Origin of the sequence: Treponema primitia ZAS-2 (assembly GCF_000214375.1) — a bacterium.
GTDB classification, from domain to species: domain Bacteria; phylum Spirochaetota; class Spirochaetia; order Treponematales; family Breznakiellaceae; genus Termitinema; species Termitinema primitia.
This window is the reverse complement of record NC_015578.1, coordinates 452,539-474,020: the sequence shown is the minus strand read 5'-3', so window position 1 is coordinate 474,020 and position 21,482 is coordinate 452,539. Positions and strand designations below refer to the sequence as shown.

The 21,482-nt window shown below is 50.0% G+C and carries 24 protein-coding genes; 16 read left to right on the top strand and 8 right to left on the bottom strand.

What is annotated here, in order from left to right; genetic code table 11:
- Positions 1-46 precede the first annotated feature (46 nt).
- From TREPR_RS02060 to TREPR_RS19205, 5 genes are all read left to right on the top strand, one after another.
- Positions 47-1,822 carry a S8 family peptidase gene (locus TREPR_RS02060; protein ID WP_015706624.1) on the top strand — a complete coding sequence of 592 codons (1,776 nt, stop codon included), beginning with the start codon at positions 47-49 and terminating at the stop codon, positions 1,820-1,822.
- 148 nt (positions 1,823-1,970) lie between these two features.
- Entirely contained in the window at positions 1,971-2,786 is an 816-nt protein-coding gene (locus tag TREPR_RS02055) for a TatD family hydrolase (RefSeq protein ID WP_015706623.1), read from the top strand.
- 237 nt (positions 2,787-3,023) lie between these two features.
- Entirely contained in the window at positions 3,024-3,341 is a 318-nt protein-coding gene (locus TREPR_RS18340) for a hypothetical protein (protein WP_148257217.1), read from the top strand.
- Positions 3,342-3,344: 3 nt separating this feature from the next.
- Complete coding sequence (locus TREPR_RS02050) at positions 3,345-4,271, top strand: alpha/beta hydrolase (protein WP_015706622.1); 927 nt, start codon at positions 3,345-3,347, stop codon at positions 4,269-4,271.
- 145 nt (positions 4,272-4,416) lie between these two features.
- Positions 4,417-4,590 (top strand): lysoplasmalogenase family protein, encoded by a 174-nt coding sequence (locus tag TREPR_RS19205; protein ID WP_148257216.1) that lies wholly within the window; start codon positions 4,417-4,419, stop codon positions 4,588-4,590.
- Here the strand turns inward: TREPR_RS19205 and TREPR_RS02045 are convergent.
- Together TREPR_RS02045 and TREPR_RS02040 are read right to left on the bottom strand one after the other, a co-directional pair.
- Positions 4,582-6,051, bottom strand: a complete 1,470-nt coding sequence (locus tag TREPR_RS02045) for an alpha-amylase family glycosyl hydrolase (protein WP_015706621.1) — start codon at positions 6,049-6,051, stop codon at positions 4,582-4,584. The two genes, TREPR_RS19205 and TREPR_RS02045, sit on opposite strands and share 9 nt — an antisense overlap.
- 12 nt (positions 6,052-6,063) lie before the next feature.
- Positions 6,064-6,642, bottom strand: coding sequence for a TetR/AcrR family transcriptional regulator (locus TREPR_RS02040; RefSeq protein ID WP_015706620.1), 579 nt, complete (start codon positions 6,640-6,642; stop codon positions 6,064-6,066).
- A gap of 106 nt (positions 6,643-6,748) precedes the next feature.
- Between TREPR_RS02040 and TREPR_RS02035 the strand changes: the two genes are divergently transcribed.
- Both TREPR_RS02035 and TREPR_RS02030 read left to right on the top strand, forming a co-directional pair.
- On the top strand, positions 6,749-7,318 hold the full coding sequence (locus TREPR_RS02035) for a hypothetical protein (RefSeq protein ID WP_015706619.1): 570 nt from the start codon (positions 6,749-6,751) through the stop codon (positions 7,316-7,318).
- Between the two features lie 77 nt (positions 7,319-7,395).
- Complete coding sequence (locus TREPR_RS02030; protein ID WP_015706618.1) at positions 7,396-7,953, top strand: flavodoxin family protein; 558 nt, start codon at positions 7,396-7,398, stop codon at positions 7,951-7,953.
- Here the strand turns inward: TREPR_RS02030 and TREPR_RS02025 are convergent.
- On the bottom strand, positions 7,950-8,207 hold the full coding sequence (locus TREPR_RS02025) for a TIGR03905 family TSCPD domain-containing protein (RefSeq protein WP_015706617.1): 258 nt from the start codon (positions 8,205-8,207) through the stop codon (positions 7,950-7,952). The two genes, TREPR_RS02030 and TREPR_RS02025, sit on opposite strands and share 4 nt — an antisense overlap.
- A gap of 95 nt (positions 8,208-8,302) precedes the next feature.
- Between TREPR_RS02025 and TREPR_RS02020 the strand changes: the two genes are divergently transcribed.
- The 9 genes from TREPR_RS02020 (at position 8,303) to epsC (ending at position 17,907) form a co-directional block, all read left to right on the top strand.
- Positions 8,303-9,670, top strand: coding sequence for a putative DNA modification/repair radical SAM protein (locus TREPR_RS02020; protein WP_015706616.1), 1,368 nt, complete (start codon positions 8,303-8,305; stop codon positions 9,668-9,670).
- Positions 9,671-9,806: 136 nt separating this feature from the next.
- Positions 9,807-11,027: a M24 family metallopeptidase gene (locus TREPR_RS02015; protein WP_015706615.1), complete on the top strand. Its 1,221-nt coding sequence runs from the start codon at positions 9,807-9,809 to the stop codon at positions 11,025-11,027.
- A gap of 128 nt (positions 11,028-11,155) precedes the next feature.
- A complete protein-coding gene (locus TREPR_RS02010; protein WP_015706614.1) occupies positions 11,156-12,058 on the top strand; it encodes a PLP-dependent cysteine synthase family protein in 903 nt (300 codons plus the stop codon).
- Positions 12,055-12,483, top strand: coding sequence for a M67 family metallopeptidase (locus tag TREPR_RS02005; RefSeq protein ID WP_015706613.1), 429 nt, complete (start codon positions 12,055-12,057; stop codon positions 12,481-12,483). The genes TREPR_RS02010 and TREPR_RS02005 overlap by 4 nt, the downstream gene beginning before the upstream one ends.
- Before the next feature lie 23 nt (positions 12,484-12,506).
- The gene (locus TREPR_RS02000) at positions 12,507-12,791 is read left to right on the top strand and encodes a MoaD/ThiS family protein (protein WP_015706612.1); all 285 of its coding nucleotides are present in this window, start codon (positions 12,507-12,509) and stop codon (positions 12,789-12,791) included.
- On the top strand, positions 12,791-13,966 hold the full coding sequence (moeB, locus tag TREPR_RS01995) for a molybdopterin-synthase adenylyltransferase MoeB (protein WP_041610975.1): 1,176 nt from the start codon (positions 12,791-12,793) through the stop codon (positions 13,964-13,966). The genes TREPR_RS02000 and moeB overlap by 1 nt, the downstream gene beginning before the upstream one ends.
- 161 nt (positions 13,967-14,127) lie before the next feature.
- Complete coding sequence (locus TREPR_RS01990; protein WP_015706610.1) at positions 14,128-15,072, top strand: family 2A encapsulin nanocompartment shell protein; 945 nt, start codon at positions 14,128-14,130, stop codon at positions 15,070-15,072.
- 22 nt (positions 15,073-15,094) lie between these two features.
- Positions 15,095-16,936 (top strand): family 2A encapsulin nanocompartment cargo protein cysteine desulfurase, encoded by a 1,842-nt coding sequence (locus TREPR_RS01985; protein WP_245534815.1) that lies wholly within the window; start codon positions 15,095-15,097, stop codon positions 16,934-16,936.
- A gap of 11 nt (positions 16,937-16,947) precedes the next feature.
- Entirely contained in the window at positions 16,948-17,907 is a 960-nt protein-coding gene (epsC, locus tag TREPR_RS01980; RefSeq protein ID WP_015706608.1) for a serine O-acetyltransferase EpsC, read from the top strand.
- Between the two features lie 21 nt (positions 17,908-17,928).
- Here epsC and TREPR_RS01975 read toward each other — a convergent pair whose 3' ends face one another.
- The 5 genes from TREPR_RS01975 to TREPR_RS01955 form a co-directional block, all read right to left on the bottom strand.
- Positions 17,929-18,705 carry an amino acid ABC transporter ATP-binding protein gene (locus tag TREPR_RS01975; protein ID WP_015706607.1) on the bottom strand — a complete coding sequence of 259 codons (777 nt, stop codon included), beginning with the start codon at positions 18,703-18,705 and terminating at the stop codon, positions 17,929-17,931.
- 13 nt (positions 18,706-18,718) lie between these two features.
- Positions 18,719-19,378, bottom strand: a complete 660-nt coding sequence (locus TREPR_RS01970) for an amino acid ABC transporter permease (RefSeq protein WP_015706606.1) — start codon at positions 19,376-19,378, stop codon at positions 18,719-18,721.
- A gap of 18 nt (positions 19,379-19,396) precedes the next feature.
- On the bottom strand, positions 19,397-20,206 hold the full coding sequence (locus TREPR_RS01965; protein ID WP_041611369.1) for a substrate-binding periplasmic protein: 810 nt from the start codon (positions 20,204-20,206) through the stop codon (positions 19,397-19,399).
- A gap of 386 nt (positions 20,207-20,592) precedes the next feature.
- Positions 20,593-21,030, bottom strand: a complete 438-nt coding sequence (locus TREPR_RS01960; RefSeq protein WP_015706604.1) for a PIN domain-containing protein — start codon at positions 21,028-21,030, stop codon at positions 20,593-20,595.
- Positions 21,030-21,320, bottom strand: a complete 291-nt coding sequence (locus tag TREPR_RS01955) for a type II toxin-antitoxin system Phd/YefM family antitoxin (protein ID WP_015706603.1) — start codon at positions 21,318-21,320, stop codon at positions 21,030-21,032. Before TREPR_RS01955 ends, TREPR_RS01960 begins: the two co-directional genes overlap by 1 nt.
- Positions 21,321-21,482: the final 162 nt, after the last annotated feature.

The following is a 21,482-nucleotide window of genomic DNA, read 5'->3' as shown; positions in this document are numbered from 1 at the left end:
ACGAATCGTAAAACTCATCAGAGCAAACTCGGATCAGCTTGCAAGGTTGATAAAAAGCCTTGATACCATAGCGGAAATTCGCAGATTTGAAGAACCAAATAATTTTTTTGAGAAATTATCGCCCGGTGAACAAAAAGAATTTGCCAATGAGTTATTTTCGAGACTCCAGTATGATTTTACAAATGTGTCAATATGCCTGCTTGATACAGGATTGAATAATGGTCATCCCCTTCTTTCAGGATCATGCGAAGATGATTGTTTGCAATCCGTCAATGCAGCCTGGCAAACATCAGATCATGATGGTCATGGAACGGAAATGGCTGGTGTAGCCTTGTTCCATAACCTAAAAGAAAAACTGTTAAGTAAAGAAAAGATAGTAATTCATCACCGCCTTGAATCAGTTAAAATATTACCGCCGCCGCCTGGAGCAAATGACCCGCAGCTTTATGGGGATATAACCAAACAAGCAATATCTCTTGCCGAAATTGCCCGGCCAAATAATGTACGAACATTATGCATGGCGATAACCGAAGATGATAAATACAGCATAACCGATGGAACCCCCTCATCTTGGTCAGGATCTATTGATACTATCATCTCTGGTGCAGATGATGACACAAAACGGTTATTTTTCATAAGCGCAGGTAATGTTGACTTTTCAGACATGAAAGCCGGGTATCCTGATGCCAATTTGATTAGCCCCGTGCAAAGTCCTGGTCAAGCCTGGAATGCCATCACCGTAGGAGCATTTAGCAACGATATTACTATTTTAGATGAAAATTTGAAATCTTATCATGCGGTTGCTAATTCAGGTGAATTAAGCCCTTACAGTTCTACTTCTAAAATTTGGGCTTCTAAGTGGCCGATAAAGCCTGAAATCCTTTGCGATGGCGGTAATGTTGCTACAGATGGCAGCGCATATATGGATTGTTCCGATTTATCATTATTAACTACCAGTCATCAACATCTTAAACATCCTTTTAGTACCATTTGCGCAACAAGTTCTGCAACGGCTCAAGCATCATGGATTGCCGCTCAAATCATGTCAGAATATCCGGGTATTTGGCCTGAAACAGTGCGAGCCTTAATAGTACACTCTGCTGATTGGACGAGTGAAATGAAACGTCTGTTTATAGCTGGCAAGGATAAGAAAGGCTATGGAAGGCGGGATTTATTGCGTACTTGTGGTTATGGTATACCAAATCTTGAACGTGCAATACAATGTATTTCAAATCGTGTAAATCTTGTCATCGAAGGCGAAATACAGCCTTTCGCCAAAAACAAAAAAATGAAAGAAATGCATTTACATACATTACCTTGGGCTTCTGATATTCTCCGTAGTATTGGGGAAACACCTGCATTGCTAAAAATTACTTTATCATATTTTGTTGAACCCGGGCCTGGTGAAATAGGATGGCGTGACAAATACCGTTATCCATCTTGCCAGCTTCGTTTTGATGTAAAAAATATAAATGAAACCAAAAAGGACTTCCTGAAACGTATTGATGTCAAAATGAGGGAAGATAATGATCGTGGCAGTGGTTATAGCGGTAGTACAGAATGGTTTCTTGGCCCCCAAAACCGTGATGTAGGCTCTATTCATTCTGATTTTAAAAAAGTAAATGCAGTAGACTTATGTGATGCGAATTTTGTAGCCGTATACTCTGTCATAGGCTGGTGGCGGGAAAGAACAAATCTAAAACTCTATGATAAAAAGGTACGGTATTCTTTAATTGTCTCAATATCAACGCCAGAAACAGATGTTGATCTATACACGCCAATAATAACTCAAATACAGCAACCAGTATCTATACCAGTTTAATAAGGTTAGAACAGGAGTATACTATAGGTAGTGTCAAGAAAGTTTTGCAAAAAAAGATTTGCAGCCATATAAATTGTACATATTATCATAATGCGCTTTACAATCCAGTCCCATTATGGCACAATGCAATCGAACCAGGAGTAGCGTAATGCGTATAATTGATATAGGCGTCAATTTAATGAACGCCGCTTTTGACCGGGACCGGGACGCCGTTACAGCGGCTGCTGAGGCGGCGGGTGTTGGCCCCCTGGTGATCACCGGGAGCAACACGGAAAGCAGCGCTGCCGCCGCTGTTTATGCGGAAAAGCACCGGGGAAAATGCTACGCCACTGCGGGGGTCCATCCCCACAATGCCCGTTTCTGGGAAGAGTCTGCCGGGAAAATCCGCAGCCTTACTGCCGGGAAAGGCGCCGTAGATAAGGTAATTGTTGCGGTAGGCGAATGCGGCCTGGACTACAACAGGGATTTTTCCCCCAGGGATAAACAGCGCCGCTGTTTTGAGGATCAGATACAGCTTGCAGTGGAATTGGGTATGCCCCTCTTCCTCCATGAACGTGATGCCTTTGAAGATTTTTCAGCCCTTATAAGAAAATACCGCAAGGATATACCTCGTTTGGTGGTTCACTGTTTTACCGGCGGGGAGCGTGAGCTGGAAGCATACCTTGAACTCGGTGCTTATATAGGCATGACTTGCTGGCTCTGCGACGAGCGGCGCGGCGCCCACCTTGTCCCACTGCTGAAAAAAATCCCCCCAGATAAACTAATGTTTGAGACCGACGCGCCCTATCTGACTCCCGGAAATTTGCCCCCCACCGTGAAACCTGATGAAAAACCGGGAAGGAAGCGCAATAAGCCGGAATACCTTGTGCACGTAGTTAAATTTGCAGCACAGGTCCTGGGGAAAGACACAGAGATTCTGGCAAAAGAAACATTTGATAACACGGTATGGGTTTTTAATTTATAACAAAAGAACCTATTGATATAAATTGTGTAAATTCAATAATATAAACCATTCTGAAACAGAGAAAGTGTGCGAATATTATATAGAAATAAATGGTGCTTTTTAATCTCAAGAATAGGAAAAATTCAAATACAACCAGAATAGTATTGTCATTGGTCCTAAAATTTGTTTGAAAATTATTAAAAATAAACTTGACACGAATTTTGAAACTATAGTAAGGTAAACCCTCTGGAGGATTGTGTGAAAAGTTACTTAATTTCTTTGTTAATCGGTTTAATTGCTGCTATTGTTGATATAACACCAATGATAATAAGAAAAATGGATAAGTTGTTCATAGTTTCGGCATTTTTTGTATGGGTTGTTTTGGGATTATTTATTCCAAAAATAAATTTAGTATCAGTTTCTTTCTTAAATGGTATTATTGTATCAATTTTATTTGTTTTGCCGACCGCATTTTTAATATATAAACTTGATCCAAATGGCCTTCTAATTGTTATTGTTACAACAATACTATTGGGATGTGCTATTGGTTTTTTCTCAAACCTGTTTATACGGTAAAACATGGATACAAAATTAATTTTAACATTTTTGGACGAATTGAATAAAAACAATAGCCTGAAATGGTTTATTCTCATATTTAACACTTGTTTGGCCCTAAGCCCGGCCTCGGCGATAGCTGGCACAAATGACGAATTGCCGCATTATTGGGAAACAAGCGGTAAAACCTCAAAAGGTGTTATAATTGTTGCCCATGGACTGAATGTAAAACCATCAAAAATGGGCGCCCCTGAAACAGAGGGAACCCTTGTTAAGTTTTTGCTTGATTCAGGGTACAATGTTTACCGTGTAACCCTTACGGGGCATTCCGGTTTAATTGAAACGATGCAGAATGTAACTGAGTCAGATTGGCTTTCTGATGCATATATTCAATATTGTGAAGCCAAACTTTTTGCAGAACGTGCCGGCGTACCGCTGTATTTATTGGGCTTTTCCCTTGGGGCATTGGTTTTTGAGCATTTAATGAATGAAAATACAGTAACGCCGGTACAATTTGAAAAGGCCATTCTTTTTTCCCCTGCAATAGCTGTAAAAACCAAGGCTAAAACAGTATTACTATTACAGCCATTTACCAATGATTCTTCGATAATAAACAGCGTTAGTCCGGAAGAATATAGAGCCCAGCGCGGTACTTCCATGAGGGCATATAAAAATATATTTAATATGGAAGAAGCATTATGCAGCGCTTCTTTTTCTAAAAATAATATTGATACAATACTATTCATTGATAAAAATGATGAATTGGTGAGCATAAGAACTTTGAGAAACAGAATTAATCAATATAAACTTACAAATTGGAATATATTGGAAATATCAAATAGCGGCGCTGTTATTAAACCGAAATACCATCACTTGCTTATAGACAATAGATGTGTTTCTGCTTCTACGTGGCAGTATATAACCGGTTCAATAACTGATTTTCTTGAATAAATAATGGGCACACTATTTTTTGTTTTATTTTGTTTGTCCGCATTAATTAATATTGTGTCAATTATGTTTGAAAAGCATTTTTTCAGAATCGTATCAAAATTATGTATAATACCGTTATTGTTCTTCTTTATTGTTTTTCAATCAAATGTATTCCCTATTTTTTCTTGTTACGGGATCAATCAGTTTTCTGGTTTCAGATACCGTATTGGCATATTATAATACGGTAAAAACAATGACAAAATATCCCCTTGCCCTGGTTATGTCAACTTATGTTATTGCCCAGGGCGGAATAATTCTTGGCTGCATTAATCTAAGATAAATATGGGTGAGTAGACCTGAGAACCCTCATCCACGAAGCATGAACCGGGAATTCCAGCCATCCGTCCCTGACACTGAATTCCTCTCCGCTCAGAAGATCCCGCCACTTCAGAGACCCGCCTCCCAATGCCGCCCCGCTGATGCGGATTGCCTTCGTTTCCGCCCCTGCGTTCACCCCCACCAGGGCACGCTCCTCCCCGGCCTCCCGCATAAAGGCGTATTGCTCGTGGTCCTTGAACAGTTCCCTGAAGGAACCTTCCCGCAGGGCGACGCTGTTTTTCCGCAGCCCGATAAACCCGGCGATGGCCTGTTCCATATCCGCCCCCAGGCCCCCGTCTTCCCTGGCTTTTTGCATTCCCTGAGAATCCCAGGCGGGTCTGAGCGCAGCATCGCTGTCTGCAGCATGTTCACCCGTAATGCCGTACTCGCTGCCGTAGTAAATCGAAGGAATCCCCGGAAGGGTAAAGAGGAGGCCGTAGAGGGGGAAAAGATGGGCCTTGTTTTTAATGATACTGGCAATGCGGTTTACATCGTGGTTGTCAGCAAAGGTGTAGAGGGGTATATCCCGGTACAGGCCATCGGGGCCGTATTGGCGGTTCAGGGTCCAGGAAATCTCAAAAAAGTTTCTGTCGTTAAAGCTTGACCAGAGGCTTTTGTACAGTTCGTAGTTGGTAACCGAATCAAGCCGCTTTCCGGGGGCAATGCCGCTGCTGCCGCCTCCAGTCAGGCGGCAATAATCACCGGCCACCATCTCCCCCATGAGCCAAAAATCGCTTTTTAGCTTTTTGCAGCGTGAAGAAAGTTCGTCCATAAAATCCGGGAGTAGTAGGTCCGCTGCATCCAGCCTGAGGCCGTCGATATCAAATTCTTTGATCCAGAATTCAACTGCGCCGAAAAGGTGGTCCCGGACTTCCCTATTGTGACCGTTCAGTTTTACTAAATCATAACAACCGTTCCAGCCTTCATAACTGAAATAATCCCCCACAGGGCTCCGCCGGCTGAAGTCAATATTGGCAAACCAGTCCCGGTAGGCCGAGGCGCTGCCCATGGCCTGGATGTCCCTGAAGGCAAAGAAGTGCCGGCCGGTGTGGTTCAGCACCGCGTCCAGGACCACCATGATACCCGCCTGGTGAAAGCGCTGAACCAGAAAACGGAGCGCATCGTTGTCGCCCAGCCTGCGGTCCACCCAGTAGTAATCCAGGGTATCGTAGCCGTGGGTGCCGGACTCAAAGAGAGGACCCAGGTAGATCGCGTTTATTCCCAGTTCCAATAAGCGGGGTATGTAATCCGCAATAGAGCGCAGCCCGTTCCCGGCTGGGGAGGAAAAATCGTTCTGCCCCGGGGCTCCACAGAAACCCAGGGGGTAGATGTGATAAAAAATCCGGTCGGTGATTTTCGAATCCTCTGTATACCTACCGGTCGGTATAACTTTTTCGCAAAAAAAATCTGTTTTCTTTTCCATAACAATTTCTCCTCAGGAAAATATTCCGTGCATATATTGGTGAACGATTCTGAAGCTCAGATGATCATCCAGGCTGATTTCGTTGTTAACCGTGAGCACCCCAAAGGTCTCCAAAAGGCCCATGAAGGTTTCTGCGTAGATTTTCTGCCGCCGTTTCATGTTGCCGTGATCCCTGGATGCGGCGGTAAAAAGTTCCTCCAGGATCCCCACAAGCTGACGGCGCAGTCCGGTCCCGGCCAGGAAAGCTTCGGTTCCCGGGGGGGCGGAAAAAAGGCTCATCATCAGGCGGTAAAAATCCGGATTGCCCCGGGCAAACTTCATGGTTTCCCTGAAAAGGCTTGTCAGGTTTGTTACCAGATCGTGGTTATAGGCCGCCGCCTTCCGGGTCGTTTCGGCCAGAACTGCGCCGTACTCAGCTACAATGGCTTCCAGAAGGCCCTGCTTACTTTTGAAGTGGTAGTATAGGGTGGGCTTGGTAATCCCTGCTTGGGAAACAATCTCCTGCACCCCCGCCGCTTCGTAGCCCCGGCCGGCAAAAAGCCCCAGGGCAATGCCTAGAATATGTTCCCTGGTACCACCGGTTTCGTCCATATTTCTAGTATACCGAACGGTAGGTATAAGGTCAAGGGTTTTTTTCAATCGTTGATTTTTTTTCCTGGTCTATGCTTTTCTTTCAGCGGCCTTTACAATAGGCGATATGGACAGCTTTCTGCAAATCTGGGGAGGCGCGGGCTACCTCCTGGCAAAGATTTTCCTCTCCCATGCCGAAGGCATCCGCAATGACCGCAAATGGCGCGTAGCCGGCTGGTTCATATACATCCTCGGCCTCCCTGCCTGGGTCATCCTGCTGGGGGGCAGACAAAACTGGATCGCCGCAGCCAACGAAGCAGGGGGCGCCCCTTCACTGATACTCGGCCTAGTCTTGGCCTGGAAAGGGCAGCCCAGAGCCCGACCCGCAGTTGATTTGGCAGTACGGATCTTCACCTATTTAATGATACTCGCAGGCCTGGTGTACAGTTTCTACTCTTTCGGCGGTCTCACCACAATTTCCCAGGTTCTGGAAATAGGCGTAACTATCGGCTTCCTCCTGGGTAGTTTCTTCCTGGCCCGAAGAAACCCTGCGGGTTGGCTTCTCTACGCCTTGATGGTTCTCAGCATGGGAACACTGATGTTCATCCAGGGCAAAGTAATACTAATAGTACAACAGGCAGTTTCACTGGTGTTTGTGGTGATTGGGTTTGTCCGTGGAAAATTTCGTTGCAAGTAGTGCTGTATTGCCATTGACCTTTTTAGGATAGTATACTCACCAAAAGGGCATAGCCCCTTTTAAAAGAGAGGAACAATATGAATTACCTGATTATTTCCGGTAACCCCAAGGGCGGCGGGCTCTGCCAGGATGTTACTGAAGAGGCGCTTCGGGGCGCTAAGGACGGCGGCGCATCCGCAGGAACCCTGCTCGTGGAAAAGCTGGAACGCTGTCATGTATGCGGGGAGGGTTGGGGGAGCTGTCGTGAACAGCACAAATGCGCCTTTGAAAAGGATGGGTTCGGCGCCGCCCAGGACACGGTGCGAAAGGCGGATCAGCTCTGTTTCATCACCCCGGTCTACTGGGGGGAGATGGCAGAATCCCTCAAGAGTTTCTTTGACCGGCTGCGCAGATGCGAATTCGGTCAGAACGGAGTCCTTTCGGGAAAGCAGATACTGTTGGTAGCCTCCCCTGGGGGAAGCGGCAACGGGGCACTTAGCTGCCTGGAACAGATGGACCGTTTCTGCCGCCATACCGGGGCGGTGATCTTTGACTATATCGGGATAAACCGCTGGAACAACGACTATAAAAAGAAAGCGGTGTACAGCGCCGCCAGGGCCATGACCGAGGGGCGCAAAGCCGGAACTACCCTTTAGGACGCAGGCGCCGCTTTCAGGGCAAGTTCAAGGGCATGGGCAAGCTGGTCGGGGCAGGAAGTATTCTTGGACCCGCAGCGCAGCCCTTTGAGGCGCTTGATAAGTTCATTCGCATCCATACCATCCGCAAGGACCGATATGCCCTTTAAATTGCCGTCACAGCCACCGTCAAAGGAAAGGTCGCAGACCTTGTCGTCCTTGATATCGAAGTGGATTTTGCTGGAACAGGTTCCCTGGGTCTTATATTCAAACATAGTAAACTCCTGATTGAGACTATACTAAATATACTGCTTTTTTTAAAAAAGAACACCATGTTTCTCTTTATCCTCTTGATACCAAGGCTATACATATGTATAGTATGATTATGGATTTGGGAGAAAAGCTGTCAGTCTTGGCTTCCTCAGCAAAGTACGATGCCTCATGCGCCTCCAGTGGAAGCGGGACTGCCGAGGGGCGGGGCAGCTCAGTCCGGGGAAGGGGCGGTGATGCATCCGGCGCGTCAAGCTTTGGGTCAAATCTGCCCGCCGGGGTTTGCCACAGTTGGACCGGAGACGGCCGTTGTGTGAGCCTACTCAAGGTGCTCTTCTCCAATGTCTGCCGCTTTGACTGCGCCTATTGCGTAAACCGGGTCTCGGCGGATACTCCCCGAACCGCCTTTACCACTGATGAGCTGGTGGACCTTACCTGCCAGTTCTATCGCCGTAATTACATCGAAGGGCTCTTTCTTTCCTCGGGTATCTTCACCGACCCGGACATGGTTATGGAAAAACTCATTGGTACGGCGAAAAAGCTTCGTACCGAAGCGGGGTTCGGGGGCTACATACACTTAAAAGTAATCCCCGGAAGCGGGGAAAAGATGATCCGGGAAGCGGGGCTTTGGGCGGACCGGCTCAGCGCGAACATTGAGCTGCCCACGGATAAAAGCCTCCAGCACCTGGCGCCCCAAAAATCCGGGAAGGTGATACTCGGCGCCATGGAGGATGTGTCCCGGAGCAGTGCGGAGAACGAGGAAGACCGGCGGAATGTTCAGAAAAGTTTTGCCCGGAAGGCGAGCCCCGTCCCGGTGTTTGCCCCGGCAGGGCAAAGTACCCAGCTCATCGTGGGGGCCAGCGAAGAGGACGACCAGACCATCATCAATCTTTCCAGCGCCCTGTACCGCAAATTTTCCATGCGCCGGGTCTACTACTCCGCCTTCATCCCCGTGGGGGTAAACGGCAATGGGGGTATCCCGGACCCCCGGCTGCCGGAAATCCCCGGACCGCCCCTGATCACGGATCAAGCGGGGGCCCCAAGAACCTTGATGGCCCGGGAGCACCGGCTCTACCAGGCGGACTGGCTTATCCGGTTCTACCACTTTGAAGCTGGGGAAATTCTGGAGGATGCCCCTTACCTGGATCGCAGTGTGGACCCCAAAACCGCCTGGGCTCTCCGGCACCTGACCCGCTTCCCGGTGGACCTGCAAAGGGCAGACTACGAGGAACTGCTCCGGGTCCCCGGAGTCGGGGCTACCTCGGCCCGGCGCATCCTGGAACTGCGGCGGAACCGGTCCCTTAGTTTTGACGGGCTCCGGCGCCTGGGGGTTGTCCTCAAACGGGCGCGGTACTTCATCACCCTTTCAGGGGCCTTTATCGATTCAGTGGAGGATCCCAAACGGGTACGGCGTATGCTTTCAGACCAGGATGGGGCTGGTTTACAGTTGCCCTTGTTTGACTTCTAGTATATGGCAAAAGTTGCTGTATTATAAATCAACTATTTATATGATATTGTCATGACAAGAATCAATTATTAGTGATTGCCCTAACTTATTGCAAAATTTACCCTTGTTCTGTAAGATGGCGAAAAGGATATGACAAATGGAATTGACACTATCACCGGAAGCTTCGCTGGAAGTACAGGAACTTGAGGGACGGCGTGCCCGTTTTGTCGCGCTGATGGAACAGGCCAGGCCCGGCTGGGACACGGCGATTTTCACCAGCCATGTAAACCAGTATTACTTTACCGGGACCATGCAGAATGGCATCCTGTTCATCCGCAAGGATGGAAGCTGTTTATACGGGGTCAGGCGGAGCTATGCCAGGGCAAGGGAGGAATCGCCGATTCGGGATATTGTCCCCTTCACCAGTTACCAGGACCTTGCGGCGATACTGGGGCCGGAACTGGGGGCTCTTTATATAGAAGGGGACCTCATGCCGGTAGTCACCCTGGAACGACTGAAAAAGTACTTTCACTTTAGCTCCACCGGCTTCCTTGATTCCTTGATACGAAAGCAGAGGAGCGTCAAAAGCCCCTACGAGCTTTACTGGATCAGGCGGACTGCGGAACAGCACCGGATACTGCTGGAGGAAAAAGCCCCGGCCATGCTACATGAGGGAATCTCTGAGGCGGAATTTATCGGAGAGCTGGCCAATGCCATGTACCAATTGGGCTTTCAGGGACTGGTGCGCTTCCACCAGGACCAGGTTGAATTTGACACCGCCCAGGTGGGCTTCGGGACCAATGCCCTGTACCCCTCAAATTTTGACGGGCCCGGGGGTGGCAGGGGGAACAGCGCCGCCGCGCCCCTGACAGCGGACAGCAAGCGGCGGCTGAAACTTGGAAACCCGGTGTTTCTGGACACAGGGTTCAGTATCAACGGCTACCACTCGGACAAGACCCAGGTCTATATGTTCGGCGCCGAGCCCCCGGCGGAACTGGCTGCGGCTCACCGGCTCTGCCTGGATATACTCCACCGGACCGCGGAACGCTTACGGCCCGGGGAAATCCCTTCGAAGATCTACGCCGACATCATGGCTTCCCTTTCGCCGGCAGAACTGGATTCTTTCATGGGGGTGGACAATTCGCACCGGGTAAAATTCCTGGGCCACGGGCTGGGCCTGACAATCGACGAACTTCCGGTCATAGCAAAGGGGTTTGACGAGCCCCTGGAAGAGAACATGGTCATCGCCCTGGAACCGAAAAAGGGGGTTCCCGGCATTGGGATGGCAGGGGCGGAGGAAACCTTTATTGTCACACCCAGGGGCGGGGAATGTATCAGCGGGGGCGGGAGGGAGATAGTACAAGTACCTTGTGCGTAGGCATGCAAGATGCCCTATTGACTTACATATAGAAGCAATTCATAATAATTCTTATAAATTGCATAGTTCTTATTTCCTATTAAAGATATAGACATTATAGGATAATATCCCTTATAATAGGACTAACAATGAATATCCTTGATTTGGTGGGGAATACCCCCCTTTTGGAATTGAAAAAAATTTCTCAAGATATGTCCGGGGTAACCCTGTTTGTCAAGGCAGAATTCTGCAATCCCAGCGGGTCTGTGAAGGACAGGGCGGCTAAGGGGATGATCCTTGAGGGGCTGGAAACCGGGAAACTTGTGCCTGGGAAGACCATCATCGACGCCACCAGCGGCAATACAGGGATAGCCTACGCCATGATCGGGGCGGCCCTGGGGTATCCGGTGACCATTTACCTGCCCGCCAATGCCAGCAGTGAACGGAAGCGTATACTCAGGAACTACGGGGCGGAAATTGTGGAGACTAGCCCCCTGGAAAGCTCGGATGGGGCCTTTCTGGCGGCTAAGGAAGCGGCGGCTAAGGACCCGGAGCGGTACTTTTTCCCCAACCAGTACAACAACGATGCCAACTGGCGGGCCCACTACAACTCCACGGGGTCTGAAATCTGGGAACAGACCGGGGGAAGGGTTACCCATTTCATTACCGGCCTGGGAACCTCGGGCACCTTTATGGGAACCTCCCGGCGGCTTAAGGATTATAACAAGGATATCCGGGTGTACGCGGTGCAGCCTGATTCGCCCTTCCACGGAATCGAAGGGACCAAGCATATGGGAAGCACCATCAAGCCGGGGATCTACGATGAAAAAATGCCCCAAGGGATTGTGGAGGTGAATACCGAAGCAGCCTACGCCATGACCCGGCGGCTTGCCCGGGAAGAAGGTATCTTTGTGGGGATAAGCTCTGGAGCCAATGTGGTAGGCGCCGTCCAGCTTGGGCGGACTTTGCCAAAGGGTTCAGTGGTGGTCACCATTCTGGGGGACAGCGGTTCCCGGTATATTTCGGATTCCTTCTGGGAGGCGGGAGAATGATTCTCCTGTCAGAAAAACTGGAAGGGGCAATACGCCGGGAGGGGGAAAGTGCCTACCCAAACGAGTGCTGCGGGATACTGTTGGGCACAATCGATGATGGGGGAAGCAGGAATACTGAAGACATTATCCCTATCAGGAACGCCCGGGAGACTGAGGAACAGTACCACCGTTTCAGGATCGAGGCTGAGGATTTAATGAAGGCGGAACTGGAGGCCCGGAAACGGAAACTGGAAGTGCTGGGCTTTTACCATTCCCACCCAGACCATCCGGCAAGGCCTTCTGACTATGACAAGGAATATGCCCTGCCCTTTTATTCCTACATCATTACTGCGGTGGATAAGGGCAAGGCCGGGGATTTTACCAGCTGGGAACTGACTACAAACCGGGAGCAATTTCTGCCGGAAGAGATAAAGATTGAAGCATGAAGGTTTTATGAGGAGGAGAGAGCATGGCAGTTACGATTTTGATACCCACGGCACTGAGAAATTTTACGGATCGCAAATCCGAAGTTACTACGGAGGGTTCCACTGTGGGGGAAGCGCTCCGGAATTTTACCGGGACCTACCCGGATATTAAACAGCATCTTTACCAGGGCGAGGAGCTGCGTTCTTTCATCAATGTATTTGTGGAGGAAACCAATATCAAAAAGCTCCAGGGATTGGATACTAAAATTGCGGATGGGGGAACCATCATGCTGGTGCCGGCCATTGCCGGGGGGACCTCCCGAGGTTAATGATGGCAGACAGTATTATTAAAGACAGAGAATTAGCGGATCTCAGCAACGACGAGATAGGCCGCTACAGCCGGCACCTACTCCTGCCCGAAATAGGGATTGAGGGGCAAAAGCGGCTCAAGGCGGCAAAGGTGCTTATCGTGGGTACTGGCGGGCTTGGGGCGCCTCTGGCGATGTACCTGGCCGCTGCGGGAATCGGGAAGCTGGGGATTGTGGACTTTGATTTTGTGGAGGAGTCCAATTTGCAGCGCCAGGTGATACACAGTACCAAAGATGTGGGGCGGCCCAAGGTGGCCTCCGCCAAGGACCGGATCAAGGGGATCAATCCTGGTTGCGATGTGGTCACCTATAATACGGCCCTCACCAGCGAGAACGCCCTGGATATAATGAAGGACTACGATGTGGTGGCCGACGGTACCGACAATTACCAGACCCGGTACCTGGTAAACGATGCCTGCGTGCTCCTGGGAATACCCAATGTGTACGGCTCCATCTTCCAGTTTGAGGGCCAGGCTTCGGTGTTCTACGCCAAAGAAGGTCCCTGCTACCGCTGCCTCTACCCGGAACCGCCCCCGCCGGGGCTGGTCCCTTCCTGCGCCGAGGGTGGCGTAGTAGGGGTGTTGCCGGGGATCGTGGGCACCATACAAGCCAACGAGGTGATCAAGCTTATTGTGGGAGGCGCAGACAGCCTTACCGGGAGGCTCCTCCTTTTCGACGCATGGAAAATGAAGTTTCGGGAACTCAAGCTGGATAAGGATCCTCTTTGCCCTGTTTGTGGCAAGGAGCCTACCATCCATGAGCTTATCGACTATGAACAATTCTGTGGGCTCAAGAAAAATAACGACGAAGTGCCCATAGAAAGTATTACTGCGACAGAATTGAAGGATAGGCTGGACAGGAATGATCCTATCCAGATAATCGACACCCGGGAACCCCACGAGCGGGCCATCGTCAAGTTCCCCCAGGCCAAGGTCATACCCCTGGGGCAGATGACCAGGCGCATTGATGAGTTTGATCCCGCAGTGGATGCGGTGTTCATCTGTAAAATCGGGCAGCGGAGCATTTTCGCCATCCGCGCCCTCAGGGAAGCAGGTTATACAGGCCGGCTTCTGAATCTTAAGGACGGCATAAACGCCTGGGCTAAGGAAGTGGATCCAAGTGTTCCCATTTATTGAGCCCAACGCCGTGTTACCGTTTTTCGATAACACGCTCACCGGTTCGCGTGCATTATTAGGCGGGGCCAGAGAGGTGGATACTTCCCTACCGATTTATTAATAGGCATTTGCGTATGCAAATGTGTGGGTCTGTACAGGCCTAAATATAAAAGGAGACTATCATGGCTGAGAAAAATTTGTTAAACGCGTTAGGGAAAGAGGCAGCTTATCAGCTCGCTAATGTTACTAAGACGCCGCCCCAGTACGGGGCACTGACACCCAAGTGGCTTGCCAGGCTTCTGGAATTCAAGGGCCTGGAAGCGGGTATCTACCGGGTGAACAGGGTTGTTGAAGGGGATGCACCCCTGGATGTACTTTGCAGCCAGGATCCCAAGAAGGTGGTGATTCCTAAGGGCTATGTCGAATACCAGACCAAGCCCCGGGAGTATCAGCTTAATTCTATTGCCACCATTATTAATGTGGACACCAAGGTTTCTGATGTATACAGCGCCCCCTACGATCAAGTTAAAGAACAGCTAGCCCTGGGCATTGAAAGCCTCAAGGAACGGCAGGAAAGCCAGCTTATTAACAGTGATGATTACGGGCTACTGAACAATATTACTGACAATCAACGGGTTAAGCCCCGCTACGGCAGGCCCATGCCGGATGATCTGGATGAACTGATCTCTAAAGTGTGGAAGGACCCATCCTTCTTCCTGGCCCACCCCAGGGCAATCGCCGCCTTTGAGCGGGAATGCACCAAGCGGGGGGTTCCGCCGGTTACGGTTAACATCGCAGGGGGCACTTTTATTGCATGGCGGGGGATTCCCATCATCCCTACAAACAAACTTTTTGTTGACGGCCTCAAGGACCCCAAGGGCAAGGCAGGGAAAACCAATATACTCCTGGTCCGCACCGGCGAATCCAAGCGGGGAGTTATCGGCCTGTATCAGGCGGGCCTTCCCGGCGAACAGTCCCGGGGGCTCTCGGTCCGTTTCCGGGGTATTGACGACAACGGCGTTGCCTCCTATCTCCTTTCCCTGTATTGCTCCGCCGCCATCCTCGCGGATGACTCCATTGCAGTATTGGAAGAGGTAGAGGTGGGTGATTACTATGACTACGCCTAATCCGCGGGAGGCTTTGCCGGAAGTGCCAGGTGAATACCTGAGTTCCGGTGTGCCTGGCCTTCCCAGTGCTGCGGAGATCGCTAACTGGGCCTTGGCCTACTTTCCGGAATTCGCCGCTCCCTCGGGGGCAGCGGATCAGGCGGGAGGGGCGGCTGCTGCTGATCCCTACACGGGTCAACTTGGGCAGTATGCGCCGACACAAGCCAGTGCGCCTTCTGCCGGGCAGTATGTGACACCAGCAGTGCCCTACGCCGATCAGTATGTGCCGACACAGGCAGGCGTGCCTTCTACCGGGCAGTATACGCCATCAGTAGTGCCCTACGCCGGCCAGTATGCGCCGACACAAGCCGCCGGGCAATATACGCCGGCATCAGCCGCACCCGGCGCCCTGACTGAAACAGATTTGCTGCGGGTCCTGAACGAAAGCCTTGAAATAGGCAGTATCCTGGCTGACCCGGCGGATAATTCCGGCAGGACCGCCGCAGCGGTGAGCGATACTTCGGCATTCACCGGTGTTGAGAAACCAGCAGCGTCTACAGCTTATAGCCCCCGGGTGCTCCCGGAGGATCGGCCTTTGCCGGCGCCCTCTCCTGCCGCTGCTGCAAGCCCCGCCGTTTCTCCTGAACCGGGACGGAGTCTCTATGTGGGAACCAGGAATGTGGGGGAGATACGGAAAGATTTCCCTATACTGGCAGAAAAGATAAACGGCAGGGACCTGGTTTGGCTGGACAATGCCGCCACCACCCAGAAACCCCGGCAGGTGATAGACCGGCTCACACAGTTTTACGAACACGAAAATTCCAACGTGCACCGGGGGGCCCACGAACTGGCAGCCCGGTCCACCGATGCCTATGAGGGCGCCCGGGGGAAAGTCGCCCGGTTTATCGGCGCAGCTTCGGCGGACAACATCGTTTTTGTGCGGGGAACCACCGAGGGGATCAACCTTGCGGCCCAGGCTTATGTAAAGCAGCTGCTCAGGCCCGGGGATGAGATCATCCTGACCATACTGGAACACCACGCCAATATCGTGCCCTGGCAGCTCATTGCGGAAGAAACCGGCGCAGTAATACGGGTAGCCCCCATTGACAAGGTAGGGCAGATCATCCTTTCGGAATATTCCAGGCTCTTCAATCACCGCACAAAATTTGTGGCTGCCACCCAGGTATCAAACGCCCTGGGGACCATAGCCCCGGTGGAGGAGATGATCCATATTGCCCACGCCCAGGGAGTACGGATTCTCATTGATGGCGCCCAGTCGGTTTCCCACATGCCGGTTAATGTTACTGCGCTGGATGCGGACTTCTTTGTCTTTTCAGGGCACAAGATCTTTGCGCCCACCGGGATAGGGGTTCTCTACGGCAAGACCGAGGTACTGGAAGCGGCCAAACCCTACCAGGGGGGCGGCAACATGATCGCCGACGTAACCTTTGAGCGGACCCTGTATCAGAAACCTCCAAACAAGTTCGAGGCTGGTACGGGGAATATCGCCGACGCAGTAGGCCTGGGGGCAGCGCTGGACTATGTGAGCGCCATAGGTATCGCAAACATCGGCGCCTATGAACACGAGTTGGTCCAATACGGCATGGCAGAACTGGCAAAGGTTCCAGGGCTGCGCCTCATCGGTACCGCCCCGCAGAAAGCCAGTGTCCTCTCCTTCGTACTTGAAGGTTATGACAATGAAGAAGTAGGCAAGTACCTCAACACCCAGGGCATCGCCGTCCGGGCAGGGCATCATTGCGCCCAGCCGGTACTGCGTAATTTTGGGCTGGAGGGAACCGTGCGGCCTTCCGTGGCGTTCTACAATACCCCCGGGGAAATAGACGCCCTGGTACAGGCATTGTACACCCTGGTACACCGGCATTAAAGGTAATAAAAATGGGAAAGATTGTTGATACCAAAATGAAGTTTCTGGTCGACGCTCTGGTAAAGAGCTATTACGATAATGTGGAGATCATCAAGTTTGATACCGCCGAACAGCTGAACAGATCCCTTATTATTGAGTTGACAGAAAAACTGCGGTGCCTCATCTTTCCCGGTTATTTTGGCAAAAAAAATATCTCCGGAGGCCTGATAGAGTACCATACCGGAGAATTGCTGGACGATGTAAATTATAATCTTACAAAACAGATAGCCCGGGCACTGCGTTTTCAAAATCCCCCCCAGGCAGACGAGGATCTCCGCTCAGCCCGGGCATCGGAACTGAGCTTTGCCTTTTTATCGACCCTGCCGGATCTGCGGGATGTACTGGCGACCGACGTATCCGCCGCCTATGACGGAGACCCGGCAGCCTACAACAAGGACGAGATCATCTCCTCCTACCCGGGGATTTACGCCATCACCGTCAACCGGCTGGCCCATGAACTTTACAAACTGGGTGTCCCGCTGATCCCCCGGATCATGACCGAGCATGCCCACAATATCACCGGCATCGACATACATCCCGGGGCGACCATCGGGCATCACTTTTTTATTGACCACGGTACGGGCATCGTTATTGGGGAAACCACTATCATTGGCAACTTCGTGAAGCTCTACCAGGGGGTTACCCTGGGGGCCCTTTCCACCCGGGGAGGTCAGGTTCTGAAAGAAGTGAAACGCCATCCCACCATTGAGGACCACGTTACTATTTACTCCGGGGCTTCGATACTCGGGGGCAATACTATCATCGGGGAAGGGGTGGTCATAGGCAGTAACGCTTTTGTCACCAAGTCAGTCCCGGAAAAAACCAAGGTCAGTGTTAAAAACCCTGAGCTCCAGTTCATGTCTGATGAGCAGCAGAATAAGTGGGAGCATAAAGAATTTCAACAGGACGGGGTTTTTGATTATATGATCTAAAGATCCCCTTAAAGGAACTTCCTAAAGCACACTCTGTAAAAATTGCCGGGTTCTTTCATTGGTAGGATTGGTAAACATTTCCCTGGGATGGCCGCTTTCCAGGACTGAACCTTCGTACATGAATATTACTCGGTCCGCCACATCCCGGGCGAAGTTCATCTCGTGGGTAACCACCAGCATGGTCATCCCCCCCTGGGCCAAGCTCTTCATGACCGAAAGGACCTCTCCCACCAGTTCCGGGTCCAGGGCGGAAGTGGGTTCGTCGAAGAGCATGATCTTCGGTTCCATGGCCAGGGCCCGGGCTATGGCAACCCGCTGCTGCTGGCCGCCTGACAGTTGGGATGGGTAGGCGTCGGTCTTGTCCGCCAAGCCAACCCGATCCAGGAGAGAGCGGGCCCTTTCGCGGGCTTCCGCCTCAGTGAGTTTCCGCACGTGCATGGGGGCTAGGATCAGGTTTTCTACCGCGGTTTTATGGGGGAAAAGGTTGAAACTCTGAAACACCATTCCTACTTCAAGCAGGGCTTTAACCCGTTCTGCATGGGGCAGTTTTAGTGTGTCCACTCCGTTGGCGCAGTCAAAGAGCAGCTTATCCTCGATATAAATCTTACCACTGTCGATCTTTTCCAGGTGGTTGAGAGAGCGCAGGAAGGTTGATTTTCCCGCCCCCGAGGGGCCGATGATACAGACCACTTCCTTCTGTTCTACCGTGAGAGAAACGTTCTTCAATACATCCAAAGGTTTTCCGGTGGTACGGGAATGGAAGGTTTTACAGACATCCTGGGTTTTGATCATTGACATGGAGATACTCCGATCATATATACACCGAGTACTTTTTTTCCATTTTGTGAAACACGAAGGAAAAAACAGCGGTTATTATCAGGTACAGTATCATTGCGGGGATATACACCAGGGCAGTGGCGGAGGAGGATGATATGGACCGGGTCACCTTGGTGATATCGGTCAGGGCGATGATCGACACCAGGGAAGCGTCCTTTAGTATCATAATGAACTCGTTCCCCACCGGGGGTATGAGCCGGCGTATGGACTGGGGAATGATCACCAGCCGCATGGTCTGGGCGTAGGAAAGCCCCAGAGCCCGGGATGCCTCAAACTGCCCCTTGTCGATGCTCTGGATCGCCGCCCGGATAATCTCCGCGCAGTAAGCAGCAGAGTTGAGGGCGAAGGCGATGAAGGCCGCAATGAAGCGGTTGTTGATCGTCAGGTAGGGGGTAATTTCCGGGAGCCCGTAGTAGATAAAGTAGAGCTGCATTAAAAGGGGGGTCCCCCGGAAAAAAAACACATAGGCGCTGCATAGTTTGTTGGTGATGGCGTTCTTTGACATCTTGCCCAGGGCAAGGAACAGGCTCAACACCAGTCCCGCAGAAACCGACAGAATGGTGAGGGCGATAGTAACCCTGGCGCCGGACAGAAGCGGAGGAATCCAGGATATAATTTTCTGAATGGGACTCATATTCCTCCGCCGGAGCCGTTATTTATGCACTGAAGAAACCAGATCGCTGCCGAACACGTTCTGGGAAATTTTCTGGATGGTACCGTCGGCATATAACTGATCCAGGGCGCCCTGGACTGCCGTGGTAAGGGCAGTGTTCCCCTTTTTGAGGCAAATCCCCAGCTCTTCACCGGAACCTTCCCAGACGATCTGGAAATTATTCCCCGGCTGGGCGGTATAGAAGTAGGCAACTACGCTGTCGCAGACTATAGCGTCTGCCCGGCCGAGCCGCAGTTCATCAAAAGCATTGATAACCTTATCGTACTCCAGGGCGGTGAACTGCAAGCCCCCTTCCGCCATTTCAGTCATGATATCGTCCGAGGTGGTCTCTGCCTGATAGGCCACCCGCAGCCCTTTGAGTTCTTCTAGGGACCTAGGCTGTACCGGAGATCCCCTGAGAAGCACTATTGCCTGGGCATTCTGGATATAGGGCTTGGAAAAATTAAAGGCCTTGAGTCGTTCCTCAGTGATGGTGACCGAAGACATGATCAGGTCATATTTGCCCGTATTCACCCCGGCGAAAATCCCGTCCCAGGCGGTATCCACATACTCAATTTTGAGACCAAGCTTCTCCGCCAGGGCTTTGCTCAACTGAACATCAAAGCCGATAGGGGTAGTCCCGTTGGTATCAAAATACTCCATGGGGGGATAGCCGATTTCCATACCCACCAAAAGAGTCCCGCTTTTAATAGTCAGCCCCTCGGTCTGCTGTTTGCCTCCGGCAAAGGCCCCCTGGACCAAAACCAGACCAGCCAGAACCAGGCCGGCAATGTTTATCAATTTTTTCATCACATACTCCTCCTGTAATACTTGGAGTATGTCCGTATTTTCTTTATATGTCAATAAAGAGCCGGTCGGGGGGTGTATTTTTATGCGATATTTTGCATACATATACGGGCAGCAGCCTTTTTCCAAGACTTTTGAAAACAGGGGTATCACATTGAAGAGCTTAAGCGCAAGCTGCTGGAAGCCGGTAAGGATAATAATTAACGAAGATACCCCGCAGCAACGCAAACAGCGGGGCATCTTCGTTCCAAGCATAGACAAGGGAGAATATAGACGGGATATTTTTCTTTATCATGACATTTTTTTAAAATATGTCATTCTCGGGAGAAATAAAGGCCATCGGAAAATGCCCATCCAAAACCGGGGCCAAGAACCCACAATCAGCATTCTCATATTTTATTTGTTCCAAATTTATAGTGTACTGCAAGTTCATGCATGGCATTATCAAAACTATATAATTTTATATTTTCATTGTTATTGTTTTCTCTATACATCAAAGCTGTGGCTATATGTATTGCGTCCAAAGAACGGCATTTTGATAATTCTTTTTTTAGGTATATAAATTGTTCCATTTCTTCATCGATAATTCGATAGTTTATTTCAGCCAAATATTCATCCAATTCTTTGGTCTTTTCACTCAACCAACTACTATTTAATTTTTTTTTATTAAGTTCATACATTCTTCGTAATGATATTATAGTTTCAATCTTTAATAATATTGAACTAACTTTAGTGGTTGCATCTGACCAATATGAATATGCTTCATCCTGTCGTTCTTCATTAAACAATATTGCTAAAAGAATTGATGAGTCAAAATATGCTATCATTATATTCTATCCGACCGTATTTCATTTAGAACCGATATATAATCCAATTTTTCTTTTATCCTAGGTTTTTTTACTAATGAAATAGTTCTTTTGGCAAGTATTACTTTCCCTTCTTCGCTTAACTGAACTAACTTTTGTTCAAATGTTGATATAGCATCTTTTTGGGCAGGAACCGATAATTCAGCAATAATTTTATTATGCTCTGTAATAATGACCTTTTCCCCATTTTTGACATATTGTAAATACAGGGAAAGCTGATCCTTTAAATTTTTAACGCCTACAGTTATCATGATTCAAATATTAGCCACTATAGCCATATTTGTCAAGTATTTTAAACATGGACAAGGGAGAGATAGGCGGGAAAGTTCACTTTATTATGACATTTTTTTAAAATATGTCATTCTCGAGAGAACAACATACACGTATTCATCAAGCTATCCCACTTATACCCG

What these genes read in the sequence shown, in the direction of transcription:
- TREPR_RS02015 (WP_015706615.1), top strand. Translation starts at nt 9,807, where the DNA reads ATGGAATTGACACTATCACCGGAAGCTTCGCTGGAAGTACAGGAACTT.
- TREPR_RS02025 (WP_015706617.1), bottom strand. Translation starts at nt 8,207, where the DNA reads ATGTTTGAATATAAGACCCAGGGAACCTGTTCCAGCAAAATCCACTTC.
- TREPR_RS01990 (WP_015706610.1), top strand. Translation starts at nt 14,128, where the DNA reads ATGGCTGAGAAAAATTTGTTAAACGCGTTAGGGAAAGAGGCAGCTTAT.
- epsC (WP_015706608.1), top strand. Translation starts at nt 16,948, where the DNA reads ATGGGAAAGATTGTTGATACCAAAATGAAGTTTCTGGTCGACGCTCTG.
- TREPR_RS02005 (WP_015706613.1), top strand. Translation starts at nt 12,055, where the DNA reads ATGATTCTCCTGTCAGAAAAACTGGAAGGGGCAATACGCCGGGAGGGG.
- moeB (WP_041610975.1), top strand. Translation starts at nt 12,791, where the DNA reads ATGATGGCAGACAGTATTATTAAAGACAGAGAATTAGCGGATCTCAGC.
- TREPR_RS02035 (WP_015706619.1), top strand. Translation starts at nt 6,749, where the DNA reads ATGGACAGCTTTCTGCAAATCTGGGGAGGCGCGGGCTACCTCCTGGCA.
- TREPR_RS01975 (WP_015706607.1), bottom strand. Translation starts at nt 18,705, where the DNA reads ATGTCAATGATCAAAACCCAGGATGTCTGTAAAACCTTCCATTCCCGT.
- TREPR_RS01970 (WP_015706606.1), bottom strand. Translation starts at nt 19,378, where the DNA reads ATGAGTCCCATTCAGAAAATTATATCCTGGATTCCTCCGCTTCTGTCC.
- TREPR_RS02045 (WP_015706621.1), bottom strand. Translation starts at nt 6,051, where the DNA reads ATGGAAAAGAAAACAGATTTTTTTTGCGAAAAAGTTATACCGACCGGT.
- TREPR_RS01955 (WP_015706603.1), bottom strand. Translation starts at nt 21,320, where the DNA reads ATGATAACTGTAGGCGTTAAAAATTTAAAGGATCAGCTTTCCCTGTAT.
- TREPR_RS02055 (WP_015706623.1), top strand. Translation starts at nt 1,971, where the DNA reads ATGCGTATAATTGATATAGGCGTCAATTTAATGAACGCCGCTTTTGAC.
- TREPR_RS19205 (WP_148257216.1), top strand. Translation starts at nt 4,417, where the DNA reads ATGTATTCCCTATTTTTTCTTGTTACGGGATCAATCAGTTTTCTGGTT.
- TREPR_RS02000 (WP_015706612.1), top strand. Translation starts at nt 12,507, where the DNA reads ATGGCAGTTACGATTTTGATACCCACGGCACTGAGAAATTTTACGGAT.
- TREPR_RS02050 (WP_015706622.1), top strand. Translation starts at nt 3,345, where the DNA reads ATGGATACAAAATTAATTTTAACATTTTTGGACGAATTGAATAAAAAC.
- TREPR_RS01960 (WP_015706604.1), bottom strand. Translation starts at nt 21,030, where the DNA reads ATGATAGCATATTTTGACTCATCAATTCTTTTAGCAATATTGTTTAAT.
- TREPR_RS01965 (WP_041611369.1), bottom strand. Translation starts at nt 20,206, where the DNA reads ATGAAAAAATTGATAAACATTGCCGGCCTGGTTCTGGCTGGTCTGGTT.
- TREPR_RS02020 (WP_015706616.1), top strand. Translation starts at nt 8,303, where the DNA reads ATGTATAGTATGATTATGGATTTGGGAGAAAAGCTGTCAGTCTTGGCT.
- TREPR_RS02030 (WP_015706618.1), top strand. Translation starts at nt 7,396, where the DNA reads ATGAATTACCTGATTATTTCCGGTAACCCCAAGGGCGGCGGGCTCTGC.
- TREPR_RS02010 (WP_015706614.1), top strand. Translation starts at nt 11,156, where the DNA reads ATGAATATCCTTGATTTGGTGGGGAATACCCCCCTTTTGGAATTGAAA.
- TREPR_RS02040 (WP_015706620.1), bottom strand. Translation starts at nt 6,642, where the DNA reads ATGGACGAAACCGGTGGTACCAGGGAACATATTCTAGGCATTGCCCTG.